Origin of the sequence: Pseudoalteromonas sp. NSLLW24, assembly GCF_015864725.1 — a bacterium.
In the GTDB taxonomy this organism is placed as follows: domain Bacteria; phylum Pseudomonadota; class Gammaproteobacteria; order Enterobacterales; family Alteromonadaceae; genus Pseudoalteromonas; species Pseudoalteromonas arctica.
The window spans coordinates 16,486-40,663 of sequence record NZ_JADYWQ010000004.1 but is presented as its reverse complement, the minus strand read 5'-3'; the positions used below and the strand labels follow the sequence as shown (position 1 = coordinate 40,663).

Below are 24,178 nucleotides of genomic sequence, written 5' to 3'. Positions count from 1 at the left end.
CATTTTTGGATGCGACAAGATGGAAACCCTGCATATGATTCTTCCTTCATTAACATCAAAAGAATTAGAGTTAATTGACGCATATTGGCGTGCCACGAATTACCTGTCGGTAGGTCAAATTTATTTATGCGATAACCCACTTTTAGAGCGCCCACTGATACTAAGTGATATTAAAAATATGTTGCTTGGGCACTGGGGAACAACACCCGGGCAAAATTTTATTTATGCGCATTTAAATCGCGTTATTAAAATACACGATCTAAATATGATTTATGTATCTGGCCCAGGGCATGGCGGGCAAGCTATGGTTGCTAATACCTATCTTGAGGGCACCTACAGTGAAATTTACCCTGATATAAGCCAAGATAAAGCAGGTATGCAAAAACTGTTTTTGCAGTTTTCGTTTCCCGGTGGCATTCCTAGTCATGTGTCGCCCGAGTGTCCGGGCTCGATTCATGAAGGTGGCGAGCTGGGCTATTCTTTGAGTCATTCATTTGGAGCTGTATTTGATAATCCAGACTTAATAGTTGCTTGTGTGGTGGGTGATGGTGAGGCAGAAACAGGGCCTATTGCAACTGCATGGCATTCTAATAAGTTTCTTAATCCTATCAGTGACGGTGCTGTTCTCCCTATATTGCATTTGAATGGGTATAAAATTGCGAATCCTACCGTTTTAGCGCGTATTACCCGTGAAGAATTAGAGCAATTAATGTTCGGTTATGGCTGGAGCCCTATTTTTGTTGAAGGACATGAGCCTGAGCTAATGCATCAGGCTATGGCTAAAGCACTTGATGTCGCAATACATCAAATAAAAAAAATAAAAAAAGATGCTCTCGATAATAACGATCCAACTCGTCCACGTTGGCCAATGATTATCCTCATTTCACCTAAAGGGTGGACGGGTCCAAAGCTCGTAGATGGTTTTCAGATAGAGGGAACATCGCGTGCGCATCAGGTTCCTATTTCTAGCCCATCAGCTCATCCAGATCATTTGCAATTATTAGAAAGCTGGCTGCGTAGCTATCATCCAGAAACACTTTTCGATTCACAAGGGCGTTTATTACCAGAGCTTGCTGAATTGGCCCCAACGGGGAATCGCCGTATGGGGGCAAATCCTCATGCGAATGGTGGGTTGCTACTAGAAGATTTGCATATGCCTGATTTTCGCGATTATGCATGCGAAGTAATCTCTCCCGGTATACGCGGAATTGGTGATACCAGAGTTTTAGGTCCATTTTTGAGAGATATAGTTGAGCTTAATGACGAGCAACGTAATTTTAGAGTATTTGGACCCGACGAAACAGTATCCAATGGTTTAGGTGCACTGCTAGAAGTAACCGATAGACAGTGGAATGCAGCAACCCATAGCAACGATGAGCAGCTTTCGCCTAGTGGCAGAGTAATGGAAATGCTGAGTGAACATCAATGCGAAGGTTGGCTTGAAGGATATTTATTAACCGGCCGCCATGGTTTGTTTAATAGTTATGAAGCGTTTATTCATATTATTGACTCGATGTTTAATCAACATGCTAAATGGTTAAAAGTGGCGGCAGGTTTACCATGGCGTAAAAAAATCGCTTCACTTAATTATTTACTGGCATCGCATGTATGGCGACAAGATCACAACGGTTTTACCCATCAAGATCCGGGTTTTATCGATCATGTTATTAATAAAAAAGCTGAAATTGTGCGCGTTTATTTACCGCCTGATGCTAACTGCTTGCTGTCGGTAATGGATCATTGTTTGCGAAGTCGTCATTACGTTAATGTAGTTATTGCAGGCAAGCATCCTGCGCCGCAATGGTTAGATATGGTGGCAGCTGTTAAACATTGCGAGGCAGGGATTGGCATTTGGCAATGGGCGGGTAATAGCGTAGATGCAACACCTGATGTGGTGATGGCTTGTTGTGGTGATGTGCCTACATTGGAAACGATGGCAGCCGTTATGATTTTACTCGAGCATTTTAGTAATCTTAGAATCCGGGTTGTTAACGTGGTTGATTTGATGCGTTTACAGCCTAATACCGAACATCCTCACGGGTTAATCGCAGAGGATTTTGACACTCTGTTTACTATTAATAAGCCGGTTATTTTTGCATTTCATGGCTACCCAACGCTTATTCATAGGCTTACGTACAAGCGTAATAATCATCATAATATTCATGTTCGCGGGTATAAAGAAGAAGGCACTATTACAACTGCTTTTGATATGACGGTATTAAACGAGATTGATCGTTTTCATTTAGTGTTAGACACACTGGAACGCCTGCCAAACTTGGGTACAAAAAGAGACGCACTAAAAAAACAGCTTGAAGAAAAGCTTGTTGAGCATAAAAAATATATTAATAAGCATGGGCAAGATCTCCCTGAAATTCGTAATTGGCAGTGGCAGGCGCATCAATGAATTTTGTAGCTCAATCCACGATTAGTAAATTTGAAAATCTCGGTACAATTACCGCTATACGCGGCAGCGTAATTGACGTGCGTTTTGACAAGAAGCTACCTGCGATTAATTCAATGCTTAGTGCTGGCGAAAATAAACAGTGTATTTTTGAAGTGCTAGAGCAGCGCAATGAGCATCATGTAAGAGCAATTGCGCTCACGCCTACACAAGGACTTGCGCGTGGCATGGAAGTTGTTGACAGTGGCGGACCGTTACTTACCCCTGTTGGTAAAGGAACCTTATCGAGAATGTTTGATGTGTTTGGTAACACGCTTGATGGCGGTGGTGAGCTTAAAGATGTTCAGTGGCGCTCTGTACATAATAAGCCAGTGCCATTAACCGAACGGTCAACCCAATCAGAGATTTTTGAAACCGGTATAAAAGTAATTGATCTGCTGGTGCCGTTAGAACGTGGTGGCAAAGCGGGATTGTTTGGCGGTGCAGGTGTTGGCAAAACAGTGTTATTGACTGAAATGATTCACAATATGGTGGGCAAGCACAAAGGTGTTAGCCTATTTTGTGGCATAGGTGAGCGTTGCCGTGAAGGCGAAGAGCTTTATCGCGAAATGAAAGACGCGGGCGTTTTGCCAAACATGGCGATGATTTTTGGGCAAATGAACGAGCCACCAGGGAGTCGTTTTAGGGTGGGGCATGCAGCTTTAACTATGGCTGAGTATTTTCGTGATGATGAGCAGCGAGATGTGCTGTTGCTAATCGACAATATATTTCGTTTTATTCAGGCAGGCTCTGAGGTATCGGGCTTAATGGGGCAAATGCCTTCAAGGCTTGGTTATCAGCCTACTATGGGCACAGAGCTTGCCGGCTTAGAAGAGCGAATTGCCAATACACAAAATGGTGCTATTACTTCTATTCAAGCGGTGTATGTACCTGCCGATGATTTTACCGATCCGGCCGCAGTTCATACATTTTCGCATTTATCGGCTTCTATTGTGCTCTCTCGCAAACGCGCTAGCGAAGGATTATTTCCGGCTATAGATCCCCTGCAATCTAATTCAAAAATGGCGAGCCCCGGGGTTGTGGGAGAGCGCCACTACTTACTTGCACAAAAGGTACGTAGCACCTTAGCGCAATACAATGAACTCAAAGATATTATTGCTATGTTAGGGCTTGAACAGTTATCAGTTGAGGACCGCAACATTGTTGGACGCGCAAGGCGTTTAGAGCGTTTTCTTACTCAGCCATTTTTTACAACAGAGCAATTTACTAGTTATAAAGGCAAACTTGTTAGCCTTGATGATGCGCTAGATGGGTGTGAACGCATTTTAAATGATGAATTTAAAAACGTGCCAGAGAGTGCACTTTATATGATAGGTGCCATAAGTGAGGTCAAAATAAAATCCACAGTAAATAATAATGAGGATACAAGCGGTGCCGCAAACTCAGATACACCTTAAATTATTGCTGCCATATGAGATATTTTTCGACAGGCATGATGTGACTCATGTTGTTGCCGAAACAAGCGAAGGATCGTACGGATTTTTACCCAATCGCCTTGACTGTGTTGCGCCACTAACCCCAGGTATTTTGACATTTAATTGCGAAAAAGACGGTGAGATATTTGTAGCCGTAGATGAGGGCGTATTAATTAAAACAGGAAACACTGTGCTGGTATCGGTGCGAAGTGCCATATTAGGTACTGATCTGGCGACACTTCGCAGCGCTGTAGATAAAGAGTTTTTGGCACTCAATGAACAAGCACAACAAGTAAGAACAGTGATGGCTAAATTAGAAAGTAGCTTTTTAAATCGTTTTCGACTTTAACCACTAAAAGCTATTTATTTATGACAAACAAAAAAGACGACCCAGGTTCAAAAGACTCACAAAGCAGTTCATCAACACTTGCAGAACAAGTAGAAATAAAAGCCCAGCGTAAGCTAAAAGCAAGGCTTAACTCTCATCAAAAAATATGGTTTGGTTTAGGAATGATGGGCCTTATTGGTTGGTCGGTTGCAGTGCCTACCATACTTGGTGCAAGTTTAGGTGTGTATATCGACTCGCATTATGCCACTGAGCGGTCATGGACATTGGCTTTATTGGTGGCGGGTTTGGCGCTTGGGTGCTTTAACGCGTGGCACTGGATGAGCAAAGAAGACAGCGCGATACATCAAGAGCAAAAGGATGACGAAGATGCATGAGCTAGTTGGCGTATTAATTATTGTTAGTGTAGGTCTAATGCTTGGTGCCTTATTTTTTGGTGGCCTGTGGTGGACGGTGCAAAAAAGTATGGTATCGACTCACCCAGCCCTATGGGTTGTGCTGAGTTTATTTATACGCATGGCAATTACTTTAAGTGGCTTTTATAGTGTGATGACGAGTGACTTATTATCAAAATCTTGGTTGCAATTACCACTGTGTTTATTTAGCTTTTTGATAGCCCGTTTTATTACCACTTATGTTACCCGTACTGCATCAACCTCTCATTTAGCAAAGGTGACACATCATGCACCTGAGTCCTGATACGGTTATTTATTGGCAAAATGGTTTTTTAAAACTCAATGCAACCATCGTTTTCACTTGGGTTTTAATGTTGGTTTTGGTGATTAGTTCGATATTGATAACCCGTAAGCTTTCAACCACGTTAAAGCGTTCTCGTTGGCAAAATTTTTTAGAAATTATAGTAACGGGGATCACACAACAAATTGAAGACGTAGGCTTGAATGACGCTAAAAAATACCTTGGTTTTTTAGGCACACTGTTTTTATTTTTAGTAACCGCGAGCATGTTCACCATTGCTCCGGGTTATGAGCCACCCACGGCGTCGTTATCGACTACAGCAGCACTGGCGCTCACTGTATTTATTGCAGTGCCTTTATTTGGTATCAGTGAACAAGGGCTTGGCAATTACTTAAAATCTTATATGGCTCCTACTTTTATTATGTTGCCATTTAATATTATTAGCGAATTATCACGGACACTTGCTCTGGCTGTGCGGTTATTTGGCAACATGATGAGCGGGGCAATGATCATTGGCATTTTGTTAACCATTACACCCTTTATATTCCCAATCGTAATGACGGCACTGGGTTTGCTTACAGGCTTAGTACAGGCTTATATTTTTACTATTTTAGCCGCCGTTTATATTGCTGCGGCTACGCGCTCAGTAAAACCAGCCAAACAACGAGTTAATTAATCACGTATTTCTACACATCATACTTGGAGAGAACATGGATAGCATGACAATGATAGCAATGGCATCAATCGTTATTTCAGGAATTACAATTAGTTTTGGTTGTTTAGGTCCATCGCTTGGCGAAGGTAAAGCAGTAGCAACGGCATTGAGTGCATTAGCACAGCAACCTGATGCATCAGCAACTATTACGCGCACGCTCTTTGTAGGGCTTGCGATGATTGAATCGACCGCAATATACTGTTTTGTCGTGTCGATGATTCTTATTTTTGCCAATCCGTTTTGGAACTACGCTATCGCACAAGCTGCAGGAAGTTAAACCATGCTAATTGATTGGTTTACAGTTGCAGCCCAAGTGGTTAATTTTTTAATTTTGGTGTGGTTACTAAAACGCTATTTATATAAACCAATTTTGCACGCTATTGATAAGCGAGAAGAGCGTATAGCCGCTGAGTTAGACGATGCTGAAACAAACCAAAATGAAGCACTGGCGGAGCGTGAAAAGTTTTTTCTGAAAAATGAAGAGTTTGAACAACAACGTACACAAAAGATGCAACAAGTAAGCGTGAGTGCTAAGCAAGCAGAGCAAACACTTATGTTAGAGGCGCAAAAAAGAGTCCAAAGCTGGGGCACTAAATATCAACAAAATATAGTAAAAGAGACTGATAATTTAAAGGAGTCTTTAAGTCGAAAAGTTAAGCAAGAGGTATTTGCTATTAGTCGCAAAACCTTAACTGAACTGGCATCAACAACTTTAGAACAACAAATATGTGAGGTGTTTACAGCCCGCTTATATAAGCTTGATGACGACAAAAAAACCACTTTAGCGCAGGCGCTAAATACAAATAGTGAATTTGTACCTGCCTTAATTCAAAGTGCGTTTGAGCTAACTGAATCTCAGCGTTTAGCACTTAAGAATGCTATTAATACTGTGTTTTCAAAAGATATTACCATTAAATTCACCACCGATGAGAGCCTTATTAGCGGGATTGAGTTATGTGTTAATGGACAAAAGCTGGTGTGGAGTATTGACGATTACTTACAATCAATCGAGCAGGAAGTTGATATGTTACTAAAACAAAAAACAGCTCAGCCTACAACTTCTCAACCTGTTGATAAGTGATGAGTGACCTTAGTGAAAACACTCAAAATAAAAACACAAAAATACACAGTTTAAGAAACGCGTTTGGTGATGTGTTTAAGCACATTCAGCAAGGGCTAAAAACAGTTAACTCAAAATTGAACTTACATGAAGTTGGTATCATTACCAGTGTATCAACGGGTATTGCGAAGGTGTCGGGATTACCTGGCGTTGGCTTTGAGGAACTAATTATATTTCCCGGTAATGTGCTTGGAATTGCGTTTAATATTGATGAAAAAGAAGTCGGTGTTGTGCTTTTAGGTGAATACGCCCACTTACAAGCTGGGGATGAAGTGCGCCGCAGTGGTCGTGTAATGGATGTAGCGGTTGGCAATGCGCTATTAGGGCGAGTGATAAACCCACTTGGCGAGGCACTAGACGGTGGAAGCGTTATACAAACCGAGCAGCGTTTACCAATAGAGCGTCCAGCTGCACCAATTATGGACCGCTCTCCTGTTACTACGCCTTTGCAAACCGGACTTATTGTAATCGATGCGATGATCCCAATAGGGCGAGGACAACGAGAGCTTATTTTAGGTGACAGGCAAACAGGTAAAACAGCTATAGCCATAGACACGATTTTAAATCAGCGAGAACAAAATGTAATTTGTATTTATTGCGCTATTGGTCAGCGGGCATCAACGGTCGCTAAATCAATAGCAATATTACGCGCGCAAAATGCAATGGCTTATACGGTTGTTGTTGCAACAGAGGGTAATGAGCCACCGGGCTTACAGTATATAGCGCCTTACGCTGCAACCAGTATCGCAGAATATTTTATGGAGCAAGGACGTGATGTACTTATTGTATATGACGATTTAACTAAGCACGCAAGAGCTTACCGCGAGTTGTCTTTGTTGTTACGACGACCACCCGGACGAGAAGCATTTCCTGGGGATATTTTTTATATTCATTCACGATTACTAGAGCGTGCGACCCATTTAAATAAAGAACGTGGCGGTGGTTCCTTGACCGCACTCCCCATTATAGAGACCGAAGCTCAAAATATTTCAGCCTATATTCCAACTAATTTAATTTCGATTACCGACGGACAAATTTATTTATCACCCTCATTATTTGCTCTAGGTGTATTACCAGCCGTTGACGTTGGTAAGTCGGTTTCTCGTGTGGGCGGTAAAGCACAGCGTGCTGCGTTTCGTGCAGTTGCTGGCGATTTAAAGCTTGCATATGCTCAATTTGAAGAGCTAGAAACCTTTGCTCGTTTTGGTGCCCGACTTGATGATGATACACGGCGTATAATTGAACATGGACGGCGTATTCGAGCGAGCTTACATCAATCTGAATCATCACCTATGCCAGTACCTGAGCAAATTATGCTATTACTCGCACTCAGTAATGGCTTTTTAGATTCGATTGAACTGCTAAAAATAAACGACGCAAAAAATATTCTTAAAAAAGCAGTTGCGCAGTTAGACGATACTTTATGTGATAGATTTGATACCGCTAAAAGCTTAAGTGATGACGATCGACAAACAATTGTTGAGTTGGCTAAGCGCGCACTTGTTGATTTTGAGCCTGAAAAGAAGGCAATAACAACATGAGCAATAGTGCCGCTAATTTACGCCATAAAATAGCCAGTGCAAGTGATTTACAAGGCGTGGTAAAAACGATGAAGGCACTTGCTGCCTCGAGTATTGGGCAATATGAAAAATCGATTAGCTCATTGACCGATTACTACCGGGCAGTTGAGTTAGGATTAAGTGCGAGTTTGCGTGATGACATGTCATTTCAATTTTCACCACAACCCAAAAATTTAAATGAAAGCAGAGCGGGTGTGATCATATTCGGCTCAGATCAAGGGTTGGTAGGGCAATTTAATGAAAGTATTACCGACTTTACAATTAAAGCGCTAAGTAACGAGACCCAGCCACCTCTAATTTGGGTGGTAGGCGCACGTGCTGCATCTCGACTTACCGATGCCGGCTTTAATTTAGTAAAAGTATACACAGTGCCAGTGAGTGTTCACGATATAGATACCTTAGTTAGGCAAATTCAAATAGACAGTGAATCAAGCTTAGTTCTTAATCCTGGTTGCCGTGTATTGGTGTTTTATAATCAACCTAAACAAGGCGCGCTTTATGAATGTGTGTCTCAGCGATTACTCCCACTTGACGAGCAATGGCGAGATAATTTTAAAAATATTTTATGGCCAACTAAAGCTTTGCCAGAAGTACTCTGCAAGCACTCTACAACAATAAGAGCATTGATCCGCGAGTATATTTTTATTTCTCTCTATCGTGCATGTGCCGAGTCGTTGGTCAGCGAAAATAGCAGCCGTCTTGGCGCAATGCAACGCGCTGAAAAAAATATTGAAGAGCTACTTGATAAGCTTTCGAGTGAGTTTAATACTCTGCGTCAAAGTACCATTGACGAGGAGTTGAGTGATGTACTTGCAGGTTATGAATTACTAAATAAAATAGACTAGGGGCTGTTGATCTTAGAGGTTGAATTTGAAGCTCTATGTGTTTTTTTAATCAAAACATCGCCTATACAGTGCGGTTATTGACTCTTTGTAACTCGATTTTTACTTATTCTTACAAAAATGTAAGCCATTAGAGTAACGCAGAAGCCGCTACCGAGCCCAATAGGTTACAAATCGCGCACGATTACCCCCCTGTAAATTGAATGAATTTTAATCATGAAATGTCAACAAAACTCACAAGGATAATTTACAAGAAATAAAGCTACAACCTGATTGTAAGTGATTGTTAATTAATGATTAACTGTTGAAGTTGAGTGTTCAAGAGTGGGTAGTGCTTTTACTTAGGTTTTTTTCATTACTTTGAAGTGGTACGACTGAGTGGATTCGAACTGCTGGCCATTGGACCGGGTGATCAAGAGTGGGTAGTGCTTTTACTTAGGTTTTTTTCATTACTTTGAAGTGGTACGACTGAGTGGATTCGAACCACCGACCCCTACCATGTCAAGGTAGTGCTCTAACCAACTGAGCTACAGTCGTACAATTTTTGAATTCTTAAATAAATTTATTCTGTGATATTAGAATAAATTTGGTACGACTGAGTGGATTCGAACTACTGACCTTTGGACCGGGTGATCAAGAGTAGGTAGTGCTTTTTCCTTCAGATGTACTTTTATTTATTTTACTTAAATTTTGGTACGACTGAGTGGATTCGAACTACTGACCTTTGGACCGGGTGGTCAAGAGTAGGTAGTGCTTTTTCCTTCAGATGTACTTTTATTTATTTTACTTAAATTTTGGTACGACTGAGTGGATTCGAACTACTGACCTTTGGACCGGGTGGTCAAGAGTAGGTAGTGCTTTTTCCTTCAGATGTACTTTTATTTATTTTACTTAAATTTTGGTACGACTGAGTGGATTCGAACTACTGACCTTTGGACCGGGTGGTCAAGAGTAGGTAGCGCTCTTTCCTTCAATTATACGTTTCATTAATGTTGGTACGACTGAGTGGATTCGAACCACCGACCCCTACCATGTCAAGGTAGTGCTCTAACCAACTGAGCTACAGTCGTATTACTTTATTTAAGTAGGTGTTAATTGCTTAACAACGGCGGCTAATATATAGCGTGGCGGTTGGTGAATCAAGCAAGTTTGTTGTTTTTGAGTTTATTTGCCGTTTTTTTATTCATATTGGGCTTATTTCACACGTTTTATAAAATACTTGCCACCAAACCACATGTTTTTTAGCTGAGCTTTTTAGTAAGTTCAGTAAGTTACTTGCTGAGCCCGTTTTTACTAAGTTATTAATTTGAGGGCTTGAGATACTTTCGTTAAACCAAAGCTCATTATAAAGCGGTTGTAGTGCCTCTAGATAACCAGTTAACTGCGCTTGATAGGGCTGAATTTCTTTTAGGTAAAACTTTTGAAATACGTTGCTTATGATTTTTGCGTTTTTATTATTTTTACCTTGAGGGCACAGCGTATTAAAGTTTAATGTTTTTACAAACTGCGTGGCGTTGTTATTTAACACTACCTGCTTGCGGACCGATTGAATGAGTGCCTGGTTAAATTGAAATTTATTAAGCTGCTCGAGTGCACTAAAAATAGAATTGCTATTAATTTCACTAAATTCTTTAGCCTTAATTTGTTGCTTAATGAGTACAAGTTGCTTTAGCGCAAGTACGGTATCACTAAAACCAGCAGGTTCAGTAGTAAGCTCGTTTGAAGTGAGTTGCCAAGTACGATTTAGCTCAGGCTCTTTAAATAACATGGTGTTAAAAAAGTGCATTAGGTGTGTTTCTTTGTAGTTTTTGGCTGCGAGTATTTTTGTGTAACTAGGACTATTTTTATCAAGCGTGTTTAAGCAAACCTGTGCACTTTTAATAAAGTTTATTTGATATTTTAATTGCCCAGCAGCGCTGGCGGTTTTTCCTAATTGGTTATTGTGCTCACTTATAAGCACGTTAAGCTTACATTGGCTAATGCCTGCAAGCTCAACAATGCTCAGTGTTAAGTCACTTTGTGCTATTGGGGTAGGCTGCAGTAAGGGGAGTTGCTTGAGTGGCGCAGGCTGTGTTGGGCTTGTATCAACTGTGCTACTTAAGCGTTCAATATAAGTAACGTTTATACTACTTTGTGGTTTGTTGCAGCCAGTAAGCGTTAAAAAACACATTACCAGCAAAGTAGCTGGTAATGTTTTAAGGCTGAGTTTATTAGTTTTGATTGAGTGCATCAATTTTAAGAAATTCATATTTTAGACGTTTTTTTACCGTTAGCATTAATAAAATAGCAGCGACACTAAGTCCCACTATTATCCCAGTCCAGAAACCGTGTGGCCCCATAGCTGGCACAATTATGTCTGTTCTTGCCAATACGTAACCTAAACAAAAGCCGATTAACCAATACGATATAAACGTAATATACGATATAGGCGTGGTGTATTTTAACCCACGGAGTATGCCATTTGCTGCAACTTGAAGTGCATCAGGTAATTGGTAAATACACGCTAAAATCATAATTGATGAAGCCAATGCCATAACAGCAGGGCTGTCGGTATACAGTTGGCTAATTAAATCACGACCGGCAAACGTAATAAGCGCTAAAAATAACGCCACAGCAATGGCTAAAATATAGCTGGTAGAAACCGCAACTTTTAATTGAGTCATGTTCTTTTGGCCGTATAAGTTACCTATACGAATGCTGATAGCGATTGATAGGCTCAGCGGCATCATAAATAGCAATGTAGTTACACTGGCTGCTATTTGATGCCCCGATATAGCTACTGCACCTAAATGCGCTATAAATAGCGGTATACACGCAAATAAAGTGACTTCAAAAAAGGTGGCGAGTGAAATTGGTATACCTAACTTAGTAATAATACCAATGGTAGTGAAATTAGGTTTTTCGAATGATGAAAGCAGGCCTTTAGCATCTACTTTTTTACTCATTTGGCAGTAAGTGACTTGTGCTATTGCCATAACAGTTAAAACAATTGCAGTGGCAATGCCACAGCCCGCGCCGCCATAAGCAGGAAAACCAAATAAGCCATTTATGAAAATATAATTTACCGGAATATTAACAGCTAAACCTAATAGGCTTATGTAAAACGCGGGCTTGGTCATTCCCATACCTTCGGTAACGTTTCTGTATACCGTAAAAATTAAAAATCCAAATACACCCCATTTCACAAAGTGAATGTAGTCAATGGCAAGGTTTGCAATTGCAGGCGTTGTATCGAGCTTAAAAATAATAGCATCTGCTAAATGGGCAATTCCAAAGCCTGTAAAGCTCAAAATAGCGGTTAAATAAAGCGCTTGTTGAAAATAGTGGCTAATGCCTTTGCGGTCATCACTGCCCGAAAACTGCGCAATAATACCAGTAAGCGCTAATAAAATACCTTGAAGGCCAAGTAATAAAGGGTTCCATATTCCTGTTGCAATAGACAGTGCAGCTAAGTCAGTAGGGCTAACTTGACCTGCCATAATTGTGTCGACGACCGACATTAAAATAAGTGTAACTTGCGCTAAAAAAACAGGTAAAGCGAGGGAAAGTAAACGCTTGGCTTCCCAATTGCAAAAGGTCATAAAAACAGCTAGTTGATAAAATAGGGCGTAATTGTAATCTATTGGGGTTTAAATAAAAATCACAGTAGTGAATGATTTTATGAGTTGATACGTTAAACTAGCACTTTGTAATAATTTAAAGTGATTTTATGTTTACAGGAATAGTGCAAACGCAAGCTACGGTGGTCTCTAAGACTCAAACAGACGGTGTTTTACGCTTAGTTGTATCGGTGAGCGATGAGTACGTTAAGCATTTAGATTTAGGCGCAAGTATTGCTATTAATGGCTGTTGTTTAACAGTTGTGCAAGTTGAGCTAAGTAATCACGATGTGGTAGCGCAAGTGCATTTTGATGTGATTGACGAAACCCTAAAGTTAACTAATTTAGGACTGCTTGAGTTAGGTAGTTTAGTTAATTACGAACGCTCTGTTACGTTTGGTACTGAGCTAGGTGGGCATATAGTGTCTGGGCATATTCATTGTACGTCACAAATTTCTCAAATAGTGAAGCTTGAGAATAACTGTAAAATTCAATTAAGCCTGCCAAAAGAGTGGCAAAAGTATGTGTTATATAAAGGGTTTGTTGCGATAAATGGCGCAAGCTTAACCGTGGGCGAAGTTGATGAACAAGGTTTTTGGTTACACCTAATTCCGGAAACGCTCGCCATTACAAACATTGGTGCAGCGCAAGTGGGTGACAAGTTTAATATTGAAGTTGATCAGCAAACTTACACTATTGTAAATACGGTAGAAAACTACTTACGCCATCAGGCTTAAGTTAAAATATTTGTTCGTCGTCACTGTCTACGTGTAGCTCTAACTTATTGTTAGCATGATCTATATGCATATTTAAATGAATTGGGTTACAGCAGGCAGTGCAATCTTCTATGTAGTCTTGATCGCCCATGCTTGCGTCTAAGTCTAAATGTATGTGGTGTCCGCAGTGTGGGCACGTTATTCGTTGTGATAAAAAATCTTTCATAATCACTCCAGTTATAAATAATTAAGTTAGATTCAACTTAATCGCTTACAGATGAACGCCTACTTACTCATTAAATATAGTGCTGAAATGCAGCTTATGACACTTATTTTATACCTTCAAATACCAGCTTTTCTATATGTTGTTTAGCTTCAGTAAGATAGTGACCGGCAAAGATGTTAGCGTGATTTAAAATAGGGTATAGCTGGTATATTAACTTACGTTTTTCGTAATTTTGAGAAAGCGGGTAGTGCTGGTTATAGGCGCTATAAAAGTCTTTTGGCAGTGGCGCAAATAGTTCGCTCATTGCAATATCCACTTCCCGATCACCATAATAACAAGCGGGGTTAAATACCGTTGGCTCTGCTTTTAAAAAGCCCATATTTCCTCGCCAAAAATCGCCATGCAGTAATGAGGGCTCAACTTGATGACTATGCAGCTGTTCTTTAACGGCATTAATTAAGCGCTCGGGTTCAATAAAGTTAATGCCTTTTTCAGCGAGTAACTGTAATTGCCACCCTATACGTTCTTCGGCGTAAAATACATCCCATTTTTTATGCCAGCGATTAGGTTGTATGGTAGTGGCTATGTAGTTGTCTACATCAAAACCAAACATGGCTTGGTCGTGTTTTTGATGCATTTTAGCGAGGCTGCTTCCCATAGTTGCCCACGTGTTGTGGGGTTGTTTATCTAAAACAAGCCACTGTAAAACAATAAACGAAAACTCTATATTTGCACCGGTTGTAATACATTCAGGGACTTTAAAATTACTATTTTGCGCTAAAAGCTTTAAGCCAATAAATTCACTTTCTAAACGCTCGAGTTCGCTTTTTAATGCTATTTTAACGAAGAAGTTATGCGTACCATTGGTAATATGAAATAGTTTGTCGGTATTTGTACTTTGTAATTGGCGTTTATAGGTGTGTTTAAAGTCAAAATTAATGGCTTGGCTGATGTGCTCATTTACTGTTTTCCACATAACAATTGCTCGCCTTTTAAACAGATACTTAAACTATGGCAAAAAGGTATTAATTTAACAATCTAAACGTTGTAAAATTAACGACTATATTGCATAAAAATTACACTTACTGTAATGGAGTAAAAATGAACAAAAGTTTAATAACCAATTTGCTAGCGGGTTTATGTGTTGTTGTCGGTTTTATGTTTAACCAAGCAATTGTGTTATCAGTTGGTTTATTTGCACTTTCTGGCGCGGTAACTAATTTATTAGCGATTCATATGTTGTTCGAAAAGGTACCGTTTTTATATGGCTCGGGTGTTATTGCGCTTAAGTTTGAAAGCTTTAAAGTAGCTATACGAAACCTAATATTAACGGAGTTTTTTTCAGAGCAAAAAATTAATAATTTACTCAATAAAGCGCAGCCCAACATCGATTTTGAGCCAATAATTAGCAATGTTGATCTAAACCCTGCATTCGACAATTTACTTGTCGTTATTGAAGAATCTCAGTTTGGTAGCATGTTAGGTATGTTTGGCGGCACTGCAGCAATAGAGCCTATGCGTGAAAAGTTTATTGAAAAAATGCAATTGTCGCTTAGTGAGATTTCTCAAACTGACGACTTTAAAGCATTAGTAACCCAAACGCTTTCACAAGGTAATAGTGCAGAGAGCCTACATAAAACAGTACTTAAATTAGTTGATGAGCGCCTAGATGAGCTTACCCCTAAAATGGTTAAAGAGATTATTCAAACCATGATCCGCGAGCACTTAGGCTGGCTTGTAGTGTGGGGCGGTGTGTTTGGTGGTTTATTTGGTTTAGTAGCAGCAGTAATATAATTAAATTACTTTAGATCTGCTCTAAAGTAATTTCACTTAAGGCATGAATTTTAGATACTTTTAATTAATATTTATAAAGTAACTGTTCAAAAACGCTATCTTCATGTTCATATTTATCGGCATCAGGAAATATTTGATCAAATTTTGCATGTATTGTGTGTTTTGCTAATGCGTAAAATTCATATTCAGAAAACTCATGTAAAGCTACAATGGCGCAAAACATATCTGTTTTATTGAGCGTATCAAAATCAGTCGTTTTTAATGCGTAAAGACTGCTTTCAATAAAGAGTACATAAGCAAGGTCATACAGTGCATCTATTTCTTCAAATTCTTTTGTTCCATCTTCACAGTGAGTTTCGTTTAGCTCATAAAGTTGATCAAAAAGCGCTTTAATTTGTGATTCAGCATATTTATATTCTTCAGAACACTCACATTCAATATCAAAGCACGCAGGGTTATATAATTCACTATCGAAATCGTCGTCTGGCTCACTTTGATTTAACATTAACTGCTGTGAGGTTACCGTATTCATTGTTGCTAATTGATAAGCGTGACCTGGAAATGCTTGAAGTGCAAAAACATAAACTTGCTTATTACCTTGTTCAATATGTTTTAAAACAGCATCTTCACAGTGATTTTTTAACGCTATTTTATATTTATTAAACAAACCTCTTACTAAAGATTCGTCATACACAACGTTACAAAAGTCACGCATAAATATATTTGCTTCGTCAGTATAGTGTTTTAAAAATAAATTTTGTTGCTCTGTGAGTTTGCCATTATTTACTTTGTGAAAAACGTGAAGTGCTTTGAGCAGTTGCTCGACCTCGCTGTTATTTAGTTTTGTATAAAAAAATTTATTTTTAGTCTGAGGGTAAGCTTTGTGATAGGCCTCTATTTGTTGAAGCAATTCTGCAACAATTTGAAGGTCTTGTTCAACTATTACCAAATCGTTAGAGGGTAAATCGGGTAAGTCTCTAAGCTCTAGTGAAACAGCAAAATATGTATTTAAAGTATTAACTATAAATTCATACTCATCTATCGTTTTAGTTTCTAAAATCAATTTTATACCTTTTGTAATGTACGAACCTTAATTGTGAGAGTAAAAATATTTTTAAATTATATGTAATCGTAGCATTTGCGTTTTATAGCAAGTTTCTCTCTAATGTAGCAAGTTAATTGTAAACGTTAAATTAGCGCTTATGTAATTATTTTAATTAAACTGAGAATAAACAGCCTTAAATAAATTAAATGCTTTTTTGCGGCTGACATATTTTTTCAGGCTGTTATTATCGCCCCCATAATTTAGTCGTGTTTTTTAGGAGCAACGGTGAGCAAAACGTTAGCCAGTTATTATCAGCAAGCATACGCTTGCGATCAGCAGCATTTTAACCAGTGTTTTTATTGTGGCTGTGAAGCGACAGAGCGCGACCATTGTCCGCCGCTGCATATGCTACAAAGCATTGTTGATTTAGGTGAAGAGGCTGACTTTATATCTATTGCGGCTTGTTATGAGTGCCATGCACTTTTACATAACGAAAGGCTGATGACGATTGATGAGCGTTTCACTAAAATGAAAAAAAAGCTTGCCACTAAATACGCAAAACCACTGCGTGTTTATAACATGTGGGAAGAAAACGAACTTGGCGATATGAGCGATGAGTTTGCGCATAGTATTGCAGCGGGTATGAAATTAGGAAAAGAAGCCGCTGAGCGTTTAGCGTTTACGGGTTTTAGTTATGCCACAGAAGATGCCAAAGTAGCAGTACGTGAAAAAACAAAAGAGTTTGATGTAGAAGGCATGATATTTACCGACTTTAAAGAGGCGCTAAATTACTGCATTAATGATTTAAACGTACAAAAAAGTGACTTTTATAAAATTTTGGTTGAAGACTACCAAGGGGATTTTAATAAAGCATTGAGCCAGTATCGTCATCGTCATGATAAAGTAACTGCAGCTAAAGATGGTAATACAATTATTAAAGATTTTTCTAAGTTACATAAGCAAAACTCTGATTTTGTAACGCGTACGGTTAAGCACTTTATTAGTAAAGATCCATCGCTTACAACCGAAGGTGCGCTTGAAAAGTTGTATAACAATTATATAAAGAAATAATTACAGAAATTCATCTTAATTAACTGCGTTTTCACCTGTTTTTTTAGCTTTATCACTTAGCTTTCGCTAAAGTAGCAAAAAAACAGGAGATCCAAACAACATGCAAAAATTTGCACCTTCTTTATTAGCGGTTGGCTTAGCTGCTGCACTTGTAGGTTGCCAAGAAAACGGCCCGCAAGACGATAAAATAACAATCAACAAAAATCCTTACCCAAGCACTTATCAGCCAGTTGCTACATCAAGCACATTAATTACCAACGCCACTGTATTAACAGGTACTGGTGAGCGTTTAGATGATGCTGATGTATTACTTGTTGACGGTAAAGTACAACAAGTAGGTAAAGACTTAACTGCTACTGCTGATGTTACAATTGATGCACAGGGCAAATGGGTTACACCAGGTATTATTGACGTACATTCACATTTAGGTGCTTACCCAAGCCCATCGGTTGAGTCGCATCAAGATGGTAACGAAATGACCAGCCCTAATACTGCAGAAGTGTGGGTTGAGCATTCTGTTTGGCCACAAGATCCAGGCTTTAATCGTGCACGCGAAGGCGGCATTACTTCTCTACAAATTTTACCAGGCTCAGCTAACTTATTTGGTGGCCGCGGCGTTACGCTTAAAAACGTACCTGCACACACGATGCAAGGCATGAAATTTCCAGAGGCACCGTATGGTTTAAAAATGGCGTGTGGTGAAAACCCTAAACGTGTTTATGGTCGTCAAGGGGTATTACCTTCTACTCGTATGGGTAATATGGCAGGTTACCGTATGGCATGGGCTGAAGCCGCTGAATACAAACGTGCATGGGATAAATACGATGCCGATTATGAAGCAGGTTTAAACCCAGAAGCACCAGTGCGTGATATTAAACACGATACGCTTCGTGGTGTGCTTGAAGGCGAAGTACGTATTCATAATCATTGTTATAAAGCTGAAGAAATGGCAATGATGATTGACCTGTCAAAAGAGTTTAATTACGACGCGGGTACATTCCATCACGGTGTGGAAGCATATAAAATTGCTGATTTACTTGCCGAAAATGGTTCGTGTGCTGCACTTTGGCCAGACTGGTGGGGCTTTAAAATGGAAGCCTACGACATGGTTCAAGAAAACGTAGCTATTGTTGATGCAGTTAAAAATTCATGTGCAGTTGTTCACTCAGATTCAGATACTACTATTCAGCGCTTAAACCAAGAAGCGGGCAAGGTTATGTACCGTGCTAACGAAAACGGTTTTGATATTTCTGAGCAACACGCTATTAAATGGATCACGGCTAACGCAGCTAAGTCGTTAGGTATTGATGACAAAACAGGTTCACTAGAAGCGGGTAAGCAGGGCGATGTGGTTATTTGGAATCAAAGCCCATTTAGTGTTTATGCTAAAGCTGAACAAGTGTTTGTTGATGGTGCAAAAGTTTACGATAGAAACGACAGCGCGTATCAAGCAACAAGTGATTTTATGTTAGGTCAACAATAAGGAGCATCCAGAATGAAAAATTTATCACGTTCGTTTTCGCTTTCTCTGGTTGCTGCAGGATTATTAGCATCTGGTGCTGTAAGCGCACAATCGCTAGCAATTATTAATGCAACATTACATACGTCTTCTGATCAAGGTGTTTTAGAAGCGGCAAGCATTGTAATGACAGATGGAAAAATTACAGCAATTAACCCAGCTGAAGTTATAGCCGATAAAGTTATTGATGCAAAAGGTCAAATTGTAACACCCGGTTTTATTGCCAGTGTAAATCAACTTGGTTTAGTTGAAGTTAGTGCAGTTGCGGGCTCTCGCGATGCAGGCGAGGAAAAAGCCGGTATTGATTTTGACGTAAGTCTTGCTTACAACGCGCATTCGAGCTTAATTCCTTACGCTCGTAAAGGCGGCGTAACACGCGATGTAATTACCCCTCATGGTGGCGATAGCATTTTTTCAGGCCTTGCTAGTGTTGTTGATTTAAGTGGTAGTTTTGATAGCGAAATGCAAAAACAAGCGGCTCTAGTTGTTTATTTAGGTGAGCGTAGTAAAGGCTCTCGTGCTTTTACTTTGCAAACACTTATTAATAAACTTGATGAGCACAAAACGAAAGCCGGTAAAAAAGCTAAAAAAGATGACGACAAACCAAGTGCTGAAGACAAAGTAATGGTGAAAGTCCTTAGTGGCGAAATGCCATTAGTTGTTGGCGTTTCGCGTGCTGCAGATATTATTGAGCTCATTAAAGTAAAAGAGCAATTTGGCATTAATTTAGTACTTAACGGCGCACAAGACGCTGTTGTAGTAAAAGAGCGCGTTGCTAAAGCAAATATCCCAGTAATTATTAGTGCAATGGACAGCTTACCAGCAAGTTTTGATTCGCTTCATGCGAGTTTAGATAATGCAGGTGTGCTAGAAAAAGCAGGCGTTAAAGTATTATTAACGGTAGGTGGTGATGCAAGTCACAACATTTATCAGCTGCGTTTTGATGCTGGTAATGCAGTATCGTATGGTATGAGCCAAGAAGGTGCGTTAAAAGCGGTTACATCAAACGTTGCTGATGTATTTGGCATTAATGCAGGTAGTCTTGAAGTAGGTAAAGCTGCTGATGTAGTAATGTGGAGTAATGACCCGTTTGAACTAAGCAGCCACGTGAGCAAAATGTTTATTAATGGGGTTGAGGTATCTACACAATCTCGCCAAGATAAACTGCGTGACCGTTATACGACTGATTCAAAAATGCCACGTGCTTATACCAACCCGCAATAATACTTAATCAATTTGAGGGATTAAATCTGACGGTAACTGCGTTAAAAATTTCTGATATAGAGCAACTAAATAACGAAATTTTTGCCTTGTTATCGACAAGATTTTCTTGCCTCAAAGTTGATCACTTAATTAAGCGAATTGGTATGATACTAAATAATTAATTAAATAAATAAATTTAATTATTCAAAGGCCGCTATTTTATAAATAGCGGCCTTTTTGTTTGTAAAATTTAGACATAAAAAAGCCGCTTACTTTTACAAGTAAGCGGCTTTTAAATTTAAACCAATATTTATACTAATTTAGCAAGAATATCGTTAAATGTAGTGCTTGGACGCATCGCTTTAAAGGCTGCATCATCGTTAGGCTGGAAGTAACCGCCTAAATCAACTGCAGGGCCTTGCGCATCGTTAAGTTCACTTACGATTTGTTCTTTATTAGACTCAAGGTCGCTAGCAATTTGAGTAAACTGTGCTTTAAGTTCACTGTCATCATTTTGCTTAGCAAGTTCTTGTGCCCAGAATAAAGATAGGAAGAAATGAGAACCACGGTTATCAATTTCTTTCACTTTACGTGAAGGAGACTTGTTTTCTGCTAAGAAAGTACCAGTCGCTTTATCTAGCGTATCAGCAAGAACTTGTGCCTTGTTGTTACCCGTAGTTACGCTTAGGTGCTCAAGAGATGCAGCAAGTGCTAAAAATTCACCTAAAGAATCCCAACGTAAGTGGTTTTCTTTTTCGAATTGTTGAACATGCTTAGGTGCAGAACCACCTGCGCCAGTTTCAAATAATCCACCACCGTTCATAAGTGGAACAATTGAAAGCATTTTAGCACTCGTACCTAGCTCTAAAATTGGGAATAAATCTGTAAGGTAATCACGTAAAACGTTACCTGTTACAGAAATAGTGTCTTTACCTTCTTTAATACGCGCTAGTGAGAACAATGTTGCTTCAAGCGGTGCTAAAATTTGAATATCTAGGCCAGCTGTATCGTGATCTGGTAGGTATTTATTTACTTTTTTGATTAGCTCTGCATCATGTGCACGGTTTTCGTCTAACCAGAAAATAGCTGGAACGCCTGTTGCGCGTGCACGATTTACTGCAAGCTTAACCCAATCTTGGATTGGTGCGTCTTTAACCTGACACATGCGCCAAATATCGCCTTGCTCAACACTGTGCTCAAGTAATGTATTACCATTTGCATCAACAACACGGATAGAACCATCTGCTTTAGCTTCAAACGTTTTATCGTGTGAACCGTATTCTTCAGCTTTTTGAGCCATAAGGCCAACGTTAGGTACGCTACCCATAGTTGTTGGATCAAACGCGCCATTCACTTTACAAAAATCAATAGTTGCTTGGTAAATACCTGAGTAACAACGATCTGGAATTACAAAGCTAGTGTCTTGTAATTTACCATCGTTATTCCACATTTGACCGCTTGAACGGATTGCAGCAGGCATAGAAGCATCGATGATCACGTCACTTGGTACGTGTAGGTTTGTAATGCCGCGGTCAGAATCAACCATAGCAATAGCAGGGCGGCTAGCGTAAACAGCTTGAATGTCTGCTTCAATTTCTTCGCGCTTAGCATCGTCTAATGTTTGAATTTTAGAATATACATCGCCTAAACCATTATTTACATCAACACCTAGCTCTTCAAAAAGCTCACCGTGTTTAGCAAATACATCTTTGTAGAATACTTTTACAGCGTGACCAAAGATAATTGGATCAGATACTTTCATCATTGTCGCTTTCATGTGAAGCGAGAATAAAACACCTTTTTCTTTAGCAGCATCAATTTCAGCAGCTAAGAAAGCTTGAAGCTTAGAAGCGCTGATGCTTGATGCATCAATAACTTCGCCAGCTAAAAGAGGCGTGCTTTGTTTAAGTACAGAAACGTCGCCGTTAGTTGCAACATGTTCAATACGTACATCAGTAGCTGTATCAACAGTTACAGACTTTTCTGAACCAAAGAAGTCGCCTTCGCTCATGCTTGCAACATAAGACTCTGAATCTTTGCTCCACGCACCCATTGAATGCGGGTTGTTACGTGCATATTCTTTTACAGAACCTGGTGCGCGACGATCAGAGTTACCTTCACGTAGTACTGGGTTTACTGCACTGCCTTTGATTTTGTCGTAAGCAGCTTGAATTGCTTTTTCTTCATCATTTTTAGGTTCAACAGGGTATTCTGGAAGAGCGTAACCTTTTGCTTGAAGCTCTTTAATTACAGCGCGAAGCTGTGGTACAGATGCACTGATGTTTGGTAATTTGATGATGTTTGCTTCTGGTGTTTTAGCAAGCTCGCCAAGTTCAGCAAGTGCATCACCAATGCGTTGTTCTTGTGTTAAATAATCAGGGAAGCTAGCAATTACACGACCTGCTAATGAGATATCGCGAGTTTCAACTTCAACACCGGCCGCATTTGTATATGCTTGGATGATCGGTAGCAACGAGTAAGTTGCTAGTGCCGGAGCTTCGTCCGTTTTTGTATAGATAATTTTTGATGTCATCATCATTCCTAGATAGTAGACCGAAAAGGTCTTATTCAACAATGCAAAGAAAATCATTACTAATGAGTGAGTACATATTATTAAACAAGTTAATGAATACATACGCTCGTAATGAATAGTTTGTTAGGTGTTGGTACTCAGCGTTGCTCTTTTATAAAAGCAGAATAGTCACACCTGACGAACTGGAATTGTATTTATAGCTAAAAAATTAACAAAAATAAATCAGCCTTTAGCCTAGTACATATAAAAGAGGCGACAAGTTGGATTAGTTGCTGCGTTAATACGCAATTTTTAGCACCAAGAGTGTAACAAGCTTAAATAAAAAGGGCTAGAGGTTGAGCATGCCCAATAAGCAGTTAAACAATCAACTCTTAGAACATTGGGGTATATAAAATAAATTCAAGGAAAAGGGTTGAATTTGAATGAAAAGAGGCAATAAATAGGGGGAGAAGAGATAAGTTAGTATGCTTAAGGAATTAAGCGAGGATCTTAAAAGGTCACTCGCTTTAGTCGAACAAAACAATAGTCACTCAATAATGTCACCATCTGGGGCTATATTTTTAGCGTGTAGACCTTTAGGTCCTTGTTCTAATTCGAATGTTACATCTTGACCAGCTTTAAGCGTTTTATAACCGTCCATTACAATTGTTGAGTAATGAGCGAAAATATCATTCTCGCAGCCGTCTTCTACGATGAAACCAAAACCTTTAGCGTTGTTGAACCATTTAACTTTACCGCAAGCCATACTTCTACATCCTTCAATAAGTTGACTAATTTAGTTATTCTAAATTGTATTATTTGCTAGACTGACTAAGGTTTAATCAATCTACGTTTGACTGTAGTTTATTTAGCCAACCAGTCAAGTGTTTTGAGTTATTTTTTTAACATTTTATTTATTTTTTATTCAAGTTTGCTTGAGTTACAAAGACAAGACTATATTTAATTATGAGTGGTATGAAAGATTCAGGTGTTATCGATACAGTTCGCGACAGCGAAAAGCAAAAGCTACAGCCGCCGCGAAAATATAAAGTTGTTTTAAATAACGACGACTACACGCCGATGGACTTTGTAATAGAAGTTTTAACGACGTTTTTTAATATGGATAGCGATAGAGCAACCGACGTGATGCTTCAGGTTCATGAAAAAGGTAAGGGTATATGTGGTGTTTACAGCGCCGACGTAGCCCACACCAAAGCTGAACAAGTTAACCGCTACGCGCGTGATAACGAGCATCCACTGCTTTGTAGTTGTGAGCAGGAATAAATACCAATTAGGGTGATCAAACATCCGATTGTTG

23 protein-coding genes and 2 tRNA genes are annotated in these 24,178 nt (G+C 39.4%); 16 read left to right on the top strand and 9 right to left on the bottom strand.

What is annotated here, in order from left to right; genetic code table 11:
- Nucleotides 1–19: 19 nt before the first annotated feature.
- The 10 genes from I6E72_RS05100 to I6E72_RS05055 are packed head-to-tail and all read left to right on the top strand — an operon-like array spanning nt 20 to nt 9,178.
- The gene (locus I6E72_RS05100) at nt 20–2,404 is read left to right on the top strand and encodes a phosphoketolase family protein (protein ID WP_197111280.1); all 2,385 of its coding nucleotides are present in this window, start codon (nt 20–22) and stop codon (nt 2,402–2,404) included.
- On the top strand, nt 2,401–3,858 hold the full coding sequence (atpD, locus tag I6E72_RS05095) for a F0F1 ATP synthase subunit beta (protein WP_197102249.1): 1,458 nt from the start codon (nt 2,401–2,403) through the stop codon (nt 3,856–3,858). Before I6E72_RS05100 ends, atpD begins: the two co-directional genes overlap by 4 nt.
- 40 nt (nt 3,859–3,898) lie before the next feature.
- Nucleotides 3,899–4,225, top strand: a complete 327-nt coding sequence (locus I6E72_RS05090) for a F0F1 ATP synthase subunit epsilon (protein ID WP_290293871.1) — start codon at nt 3,899–3,901, stop codon at nt 4,223–4,225.
- A gap of 20 nt (nt 4,226–4,245) precedes the next feature.
- Nucleotides 4,246–4,599, top strand: a complete 354-nt coding sequence (locus I6E72_RS05085; RefSeq protein WP_197111278.1) for an AtpZ/AtpI family protein — start codon at nt 4,246–4,248, stop codon at nt 4,597–4,599.
- On the top strand, nt 4,592–4,921 hold the full coding sequence (locus tag I6E72_RS05080) for an ATP synthase subunit I (protein ID WP_024594210.1): 330 nt from the start codon (nt 4,592–4,594) through the stop codon (nt 4,919–4,921). Before I6E72_RS05085 ends, I6E72_RS05080 begins: the two co-directional genes overlap by 8 nt.
- Complete coding sequence (locus I6E72_RS05075) at nt 4,905–5,594, top strand: F0F1 ATP synthase subunit A (RefSeq protein ID WP_024590339.1); 690 nt, start codon at nt 4,905–4,907, stop codon at nt 5,592–5,594. The genes I6E72_RS05080 and I6E72_RS05075 overlap by 17 nt, the downstream gene beginning before the upstream one ends.
- 34 nt (nt 5,595–5,628) lie before the next feature.
- Entirely contained in the window at nt 5,629–5,910 is a 282-nt protein-coding gene (locus tag I6E72_RS05070) for a F0F1 ATP synthase subunit C (protein WP_010552606.1), read from the top strand.
- Nucleotides 5,911–5,913: 3 nt separating this feature from the next.
- Nucleotides 5,914–6,714 (top strand): F0F1 ATP synthase subunit delta, encoded by an 801-nt coding sequence (locus I6E72_RS05065; RefSeq protein WP_024594209.1) that lies wholly within the window; start codon nt 5,914–5,916, stop codon nt 6,712–6,714.
- Nucleotides 6,714–8,294, top strand: coding sequence for an alternate F1F0 ATPase, F1 subunit alpha (locus I6E72_RS05060; protein WP_024594208.1), 1,581 nt, complete (start codon nt 6,714–6,716; stop codon nt 8,292–8,294). Before I6E72_RS05065 ends, I6E72_RS05060 begins: the two co-directional genes overlap by 1 nt.
- A complete protein-coding gene (locus tag I6E72_RS05055) occupies nt 8,291–9,178 on the top strand; it encodes a F0F1 ATP synthase subunit gamma (protein WP_121955318.1) in 888 nt (295 codons plus the stop codon). Before I6E72_RS05060 ends, I6E72_RS05055 begins: the two co-directional genes overlap by 4 nt.
- Before the next feature lie 457 nt (nt 9,179–9,635).
- Here the strand turns inward: I6E72_RS05055 and I6E72_RS05050 are convergent.
- The 4 genes from I6E72_RS05050 to I6E72_RS05035 all read right to left on the bottom strand — a co-directional run bounded on the left by I6E72_RS05050 (nt 9,636) and on the right by I6E72_RS05035 (nt 12,756).
- Nucleotides 9,636–9,712 (bottom strand) — tRNA-Val (locus tag I6E72_RS05050).
- Nucleotides 9,713–10,168: 456 nt separating this feature from the next.
- Nucleotides 10,169–10,245: transfer RNA gene (locus I6E72_RS05045), tRNA-Val, on the bottom strand.
- A 113-nt stretch (nt 10,246–10,358) separates the two neighbouring features.
- Nucleotides 10,359–11,405, bottom strand: coding sequence for a DUF3080 family protein (locus tag I6E72_RS05040; RefSeq protein WP_442960303.1), 1,047 nt, complete (start codon nt 11,403–11,405; stop codon nt 10,359–10,361).
- The gene (locus I6E72_RS05035; RefSeq protein WP_007585131.1) at nt 11,386–12,756 is read right to left on the bottom strand and encodes an MATE family efflux transporter; all 1,371 of its coding nucleotides are present in this window, start codon (nt 12,754–12,756) and stop codon (nt 11,386–11,388) included. The genes I6E72_RS05040 and I6E72_RS05035 overlap by 20 nt, the downstream gene beginning before the upstream one ends.
- Before the next feature lie 128 nt (nt 12,757–12,884).
- Between I6E72_RS05035 and I6E72_RS05030 the strand changes: the two genes are divergently transcribed.
- Nucleotides 12,885–13,511: a riboflavin synthase gene (locus tag I6E72_RS05030; protein WP_007585130.1), complete on the top strand. Its 627-nt coding sequence runs from the start codon at nt 12,885–12,887 to the stop codon at nt 13,509–13,511.
- Nucleotide 13,512: 1 nt separating this feature from the next.
- Here I6E72_RS05030 and I6E72_RS05025 read toward each other — a convergent pair whose 3' ends face one another.
- Entirely contained in the window at nt 13,513–13,716 is a 204-nt protein-coding gene (locus I6E72_RS05025) for a CPXCG motif-containing cysteine-rich protein (RefSeq protein WP_008166246.1), read from the bottom strand.
- Nucleotides 13,717–13,819: 103 nt separating this feature from the next.
- Nucleotides 13,820–14,692: a fructosamine kinase family protein gene (locus I6E72_RS05020; protein WP_101163040.1), complete on the bottom strand. Its 873-nt coding sequence runs from the start codon at nt 14,690–14,692 to the stop codon at nt 13,820–13,822.
- 125 nt (nt 14,693–14,817) lie between these two features.
- Here I6E72_RS05020 and I6E72_RS05015 point away from each other — a divergent pair, with 125 nt between their 5' ends.
- On the top strand, nt 14,818–15,510 hold the full coding sequence (locus tag I6E72_RS05015) for a DUF445 domain-containing protein (RefSeq protein ID WP_197111276.1): 693 nt from the start codon (nt 14,818–14,820) through the stop codon (nt 15,508–15,510).
- A 64-nt stretch (nt 15,511–15,574) separates the two neighbouring features.
- Here the strand turns inward: I6E72_RS05015 and I6E72_RS05010 are convergent, their stop codons facing one another.
- A complete protein-coding gene (locus I6E72_RS05010; RefSeq protein ID WP_197111275.1) occupies nt 15,575–16,573 on the bottom strand; it encodes a hypothetical protein in 999 nt (332 codons plus the stop codon).
- Nucleotides 16,574–16,840: 267 nt separating this feature from the next.
- On the opposite strand from I6E72_RS05010, the gene I6E72_RS05005 reads away from it, so the two are divergent.
- The 3 genes from I6E72_RS05005 (at nt 16,841) to I6E72_RS04995 (ending at nt 20,369) form a co-directional block, all read left to right on the top strand.
- The gene (locus tag I6E72_RS05005) at nt 16,841–17,626 is read left to right on the top strand and encodes a hypothetical protein (protein ID WP_197111274.1); all 786 of its coding nucleotides are present in this window, start codon (nt 16,841–16,843) and stop codon (nt 17,624–17,626) included.
- A gap of 100 nt (nt 17,627–17,726) precedes the next feature.
- On the top strand, nt 17,727–19,109 hold the full coding sequence (locus I6E72_RS05000) for an amidohydrolase (RefSeq protein ID WP_197111273.1): 1,383 nt from the start codon (nt 17,727–17,729) through the stop codon (nt 19,107–19,109).
- Between the two features lie 12 nt (nt 19,110–19,121).
- Nucleotides 19,122–20,369: an amidohydrolase family protein gene (locus tag I6E72_RS04995; protein WP_197111272.1), complete on the top strand. Its 1,248-nt coding sequence runs from the start codon at nt 19,122–19,124 to the stop codon at nt 20,367–20,369.
- A 289-nt stretch (nt 20,370–20,658) separates the two neighbouring features.
- Here I6E72_RS04995 and I6E72_RS04990 read toward each other — a convergent pair whose 3' ends face one another.
- Together I6E72_RS04990 and cspD are read right to left on the bottom strand one after the other, a co-directional pair.
- The gene (locus I6E72_RS04990) at nt 20,659–22,881 is read right to left on the bottom strand and encodes an NADP-dependent isocitrate dehydrogenase (RefSeq protein ID WP_007585113.1); all 2,223 of its coding nucleotides are present in this window, start codon (nt 22,879–22,881) and stop codon (nt 20,659–20,661) included.
- 526 nt (nt 22,882–23,407) lie between these two features.
- Complete coding sequence (gene cspD, locus I6E72_RS04985) at nt 23,408–23,626, bottom strand: cold shock domain-containing protein CspD (protein WP_002962500.1); 219 nt, start codon at nt 23,624–23,626, stop codon at nt 23,408–23,410.
- A gap of 209 nt (nt 23,627–23,835) precedes the next feature.
- Between cspD and clpS the strand changes: the two genes are divergently transcribed.
- On the top strand, nt 23,836–24,144 hold the full coding sequence (gene clpS, locus I6E72_RS04980; RefSeq protein WP_007585109.1) for an ATP-dependent Clp protease adapter ClpS: 309 nt from the start codon (nt 23,836–23,838) through the stop codon (nt 24,142–24,144).
- The last annotated feature ends 34 nt before the right edge of the window (nt 24,145–24,178 follow it).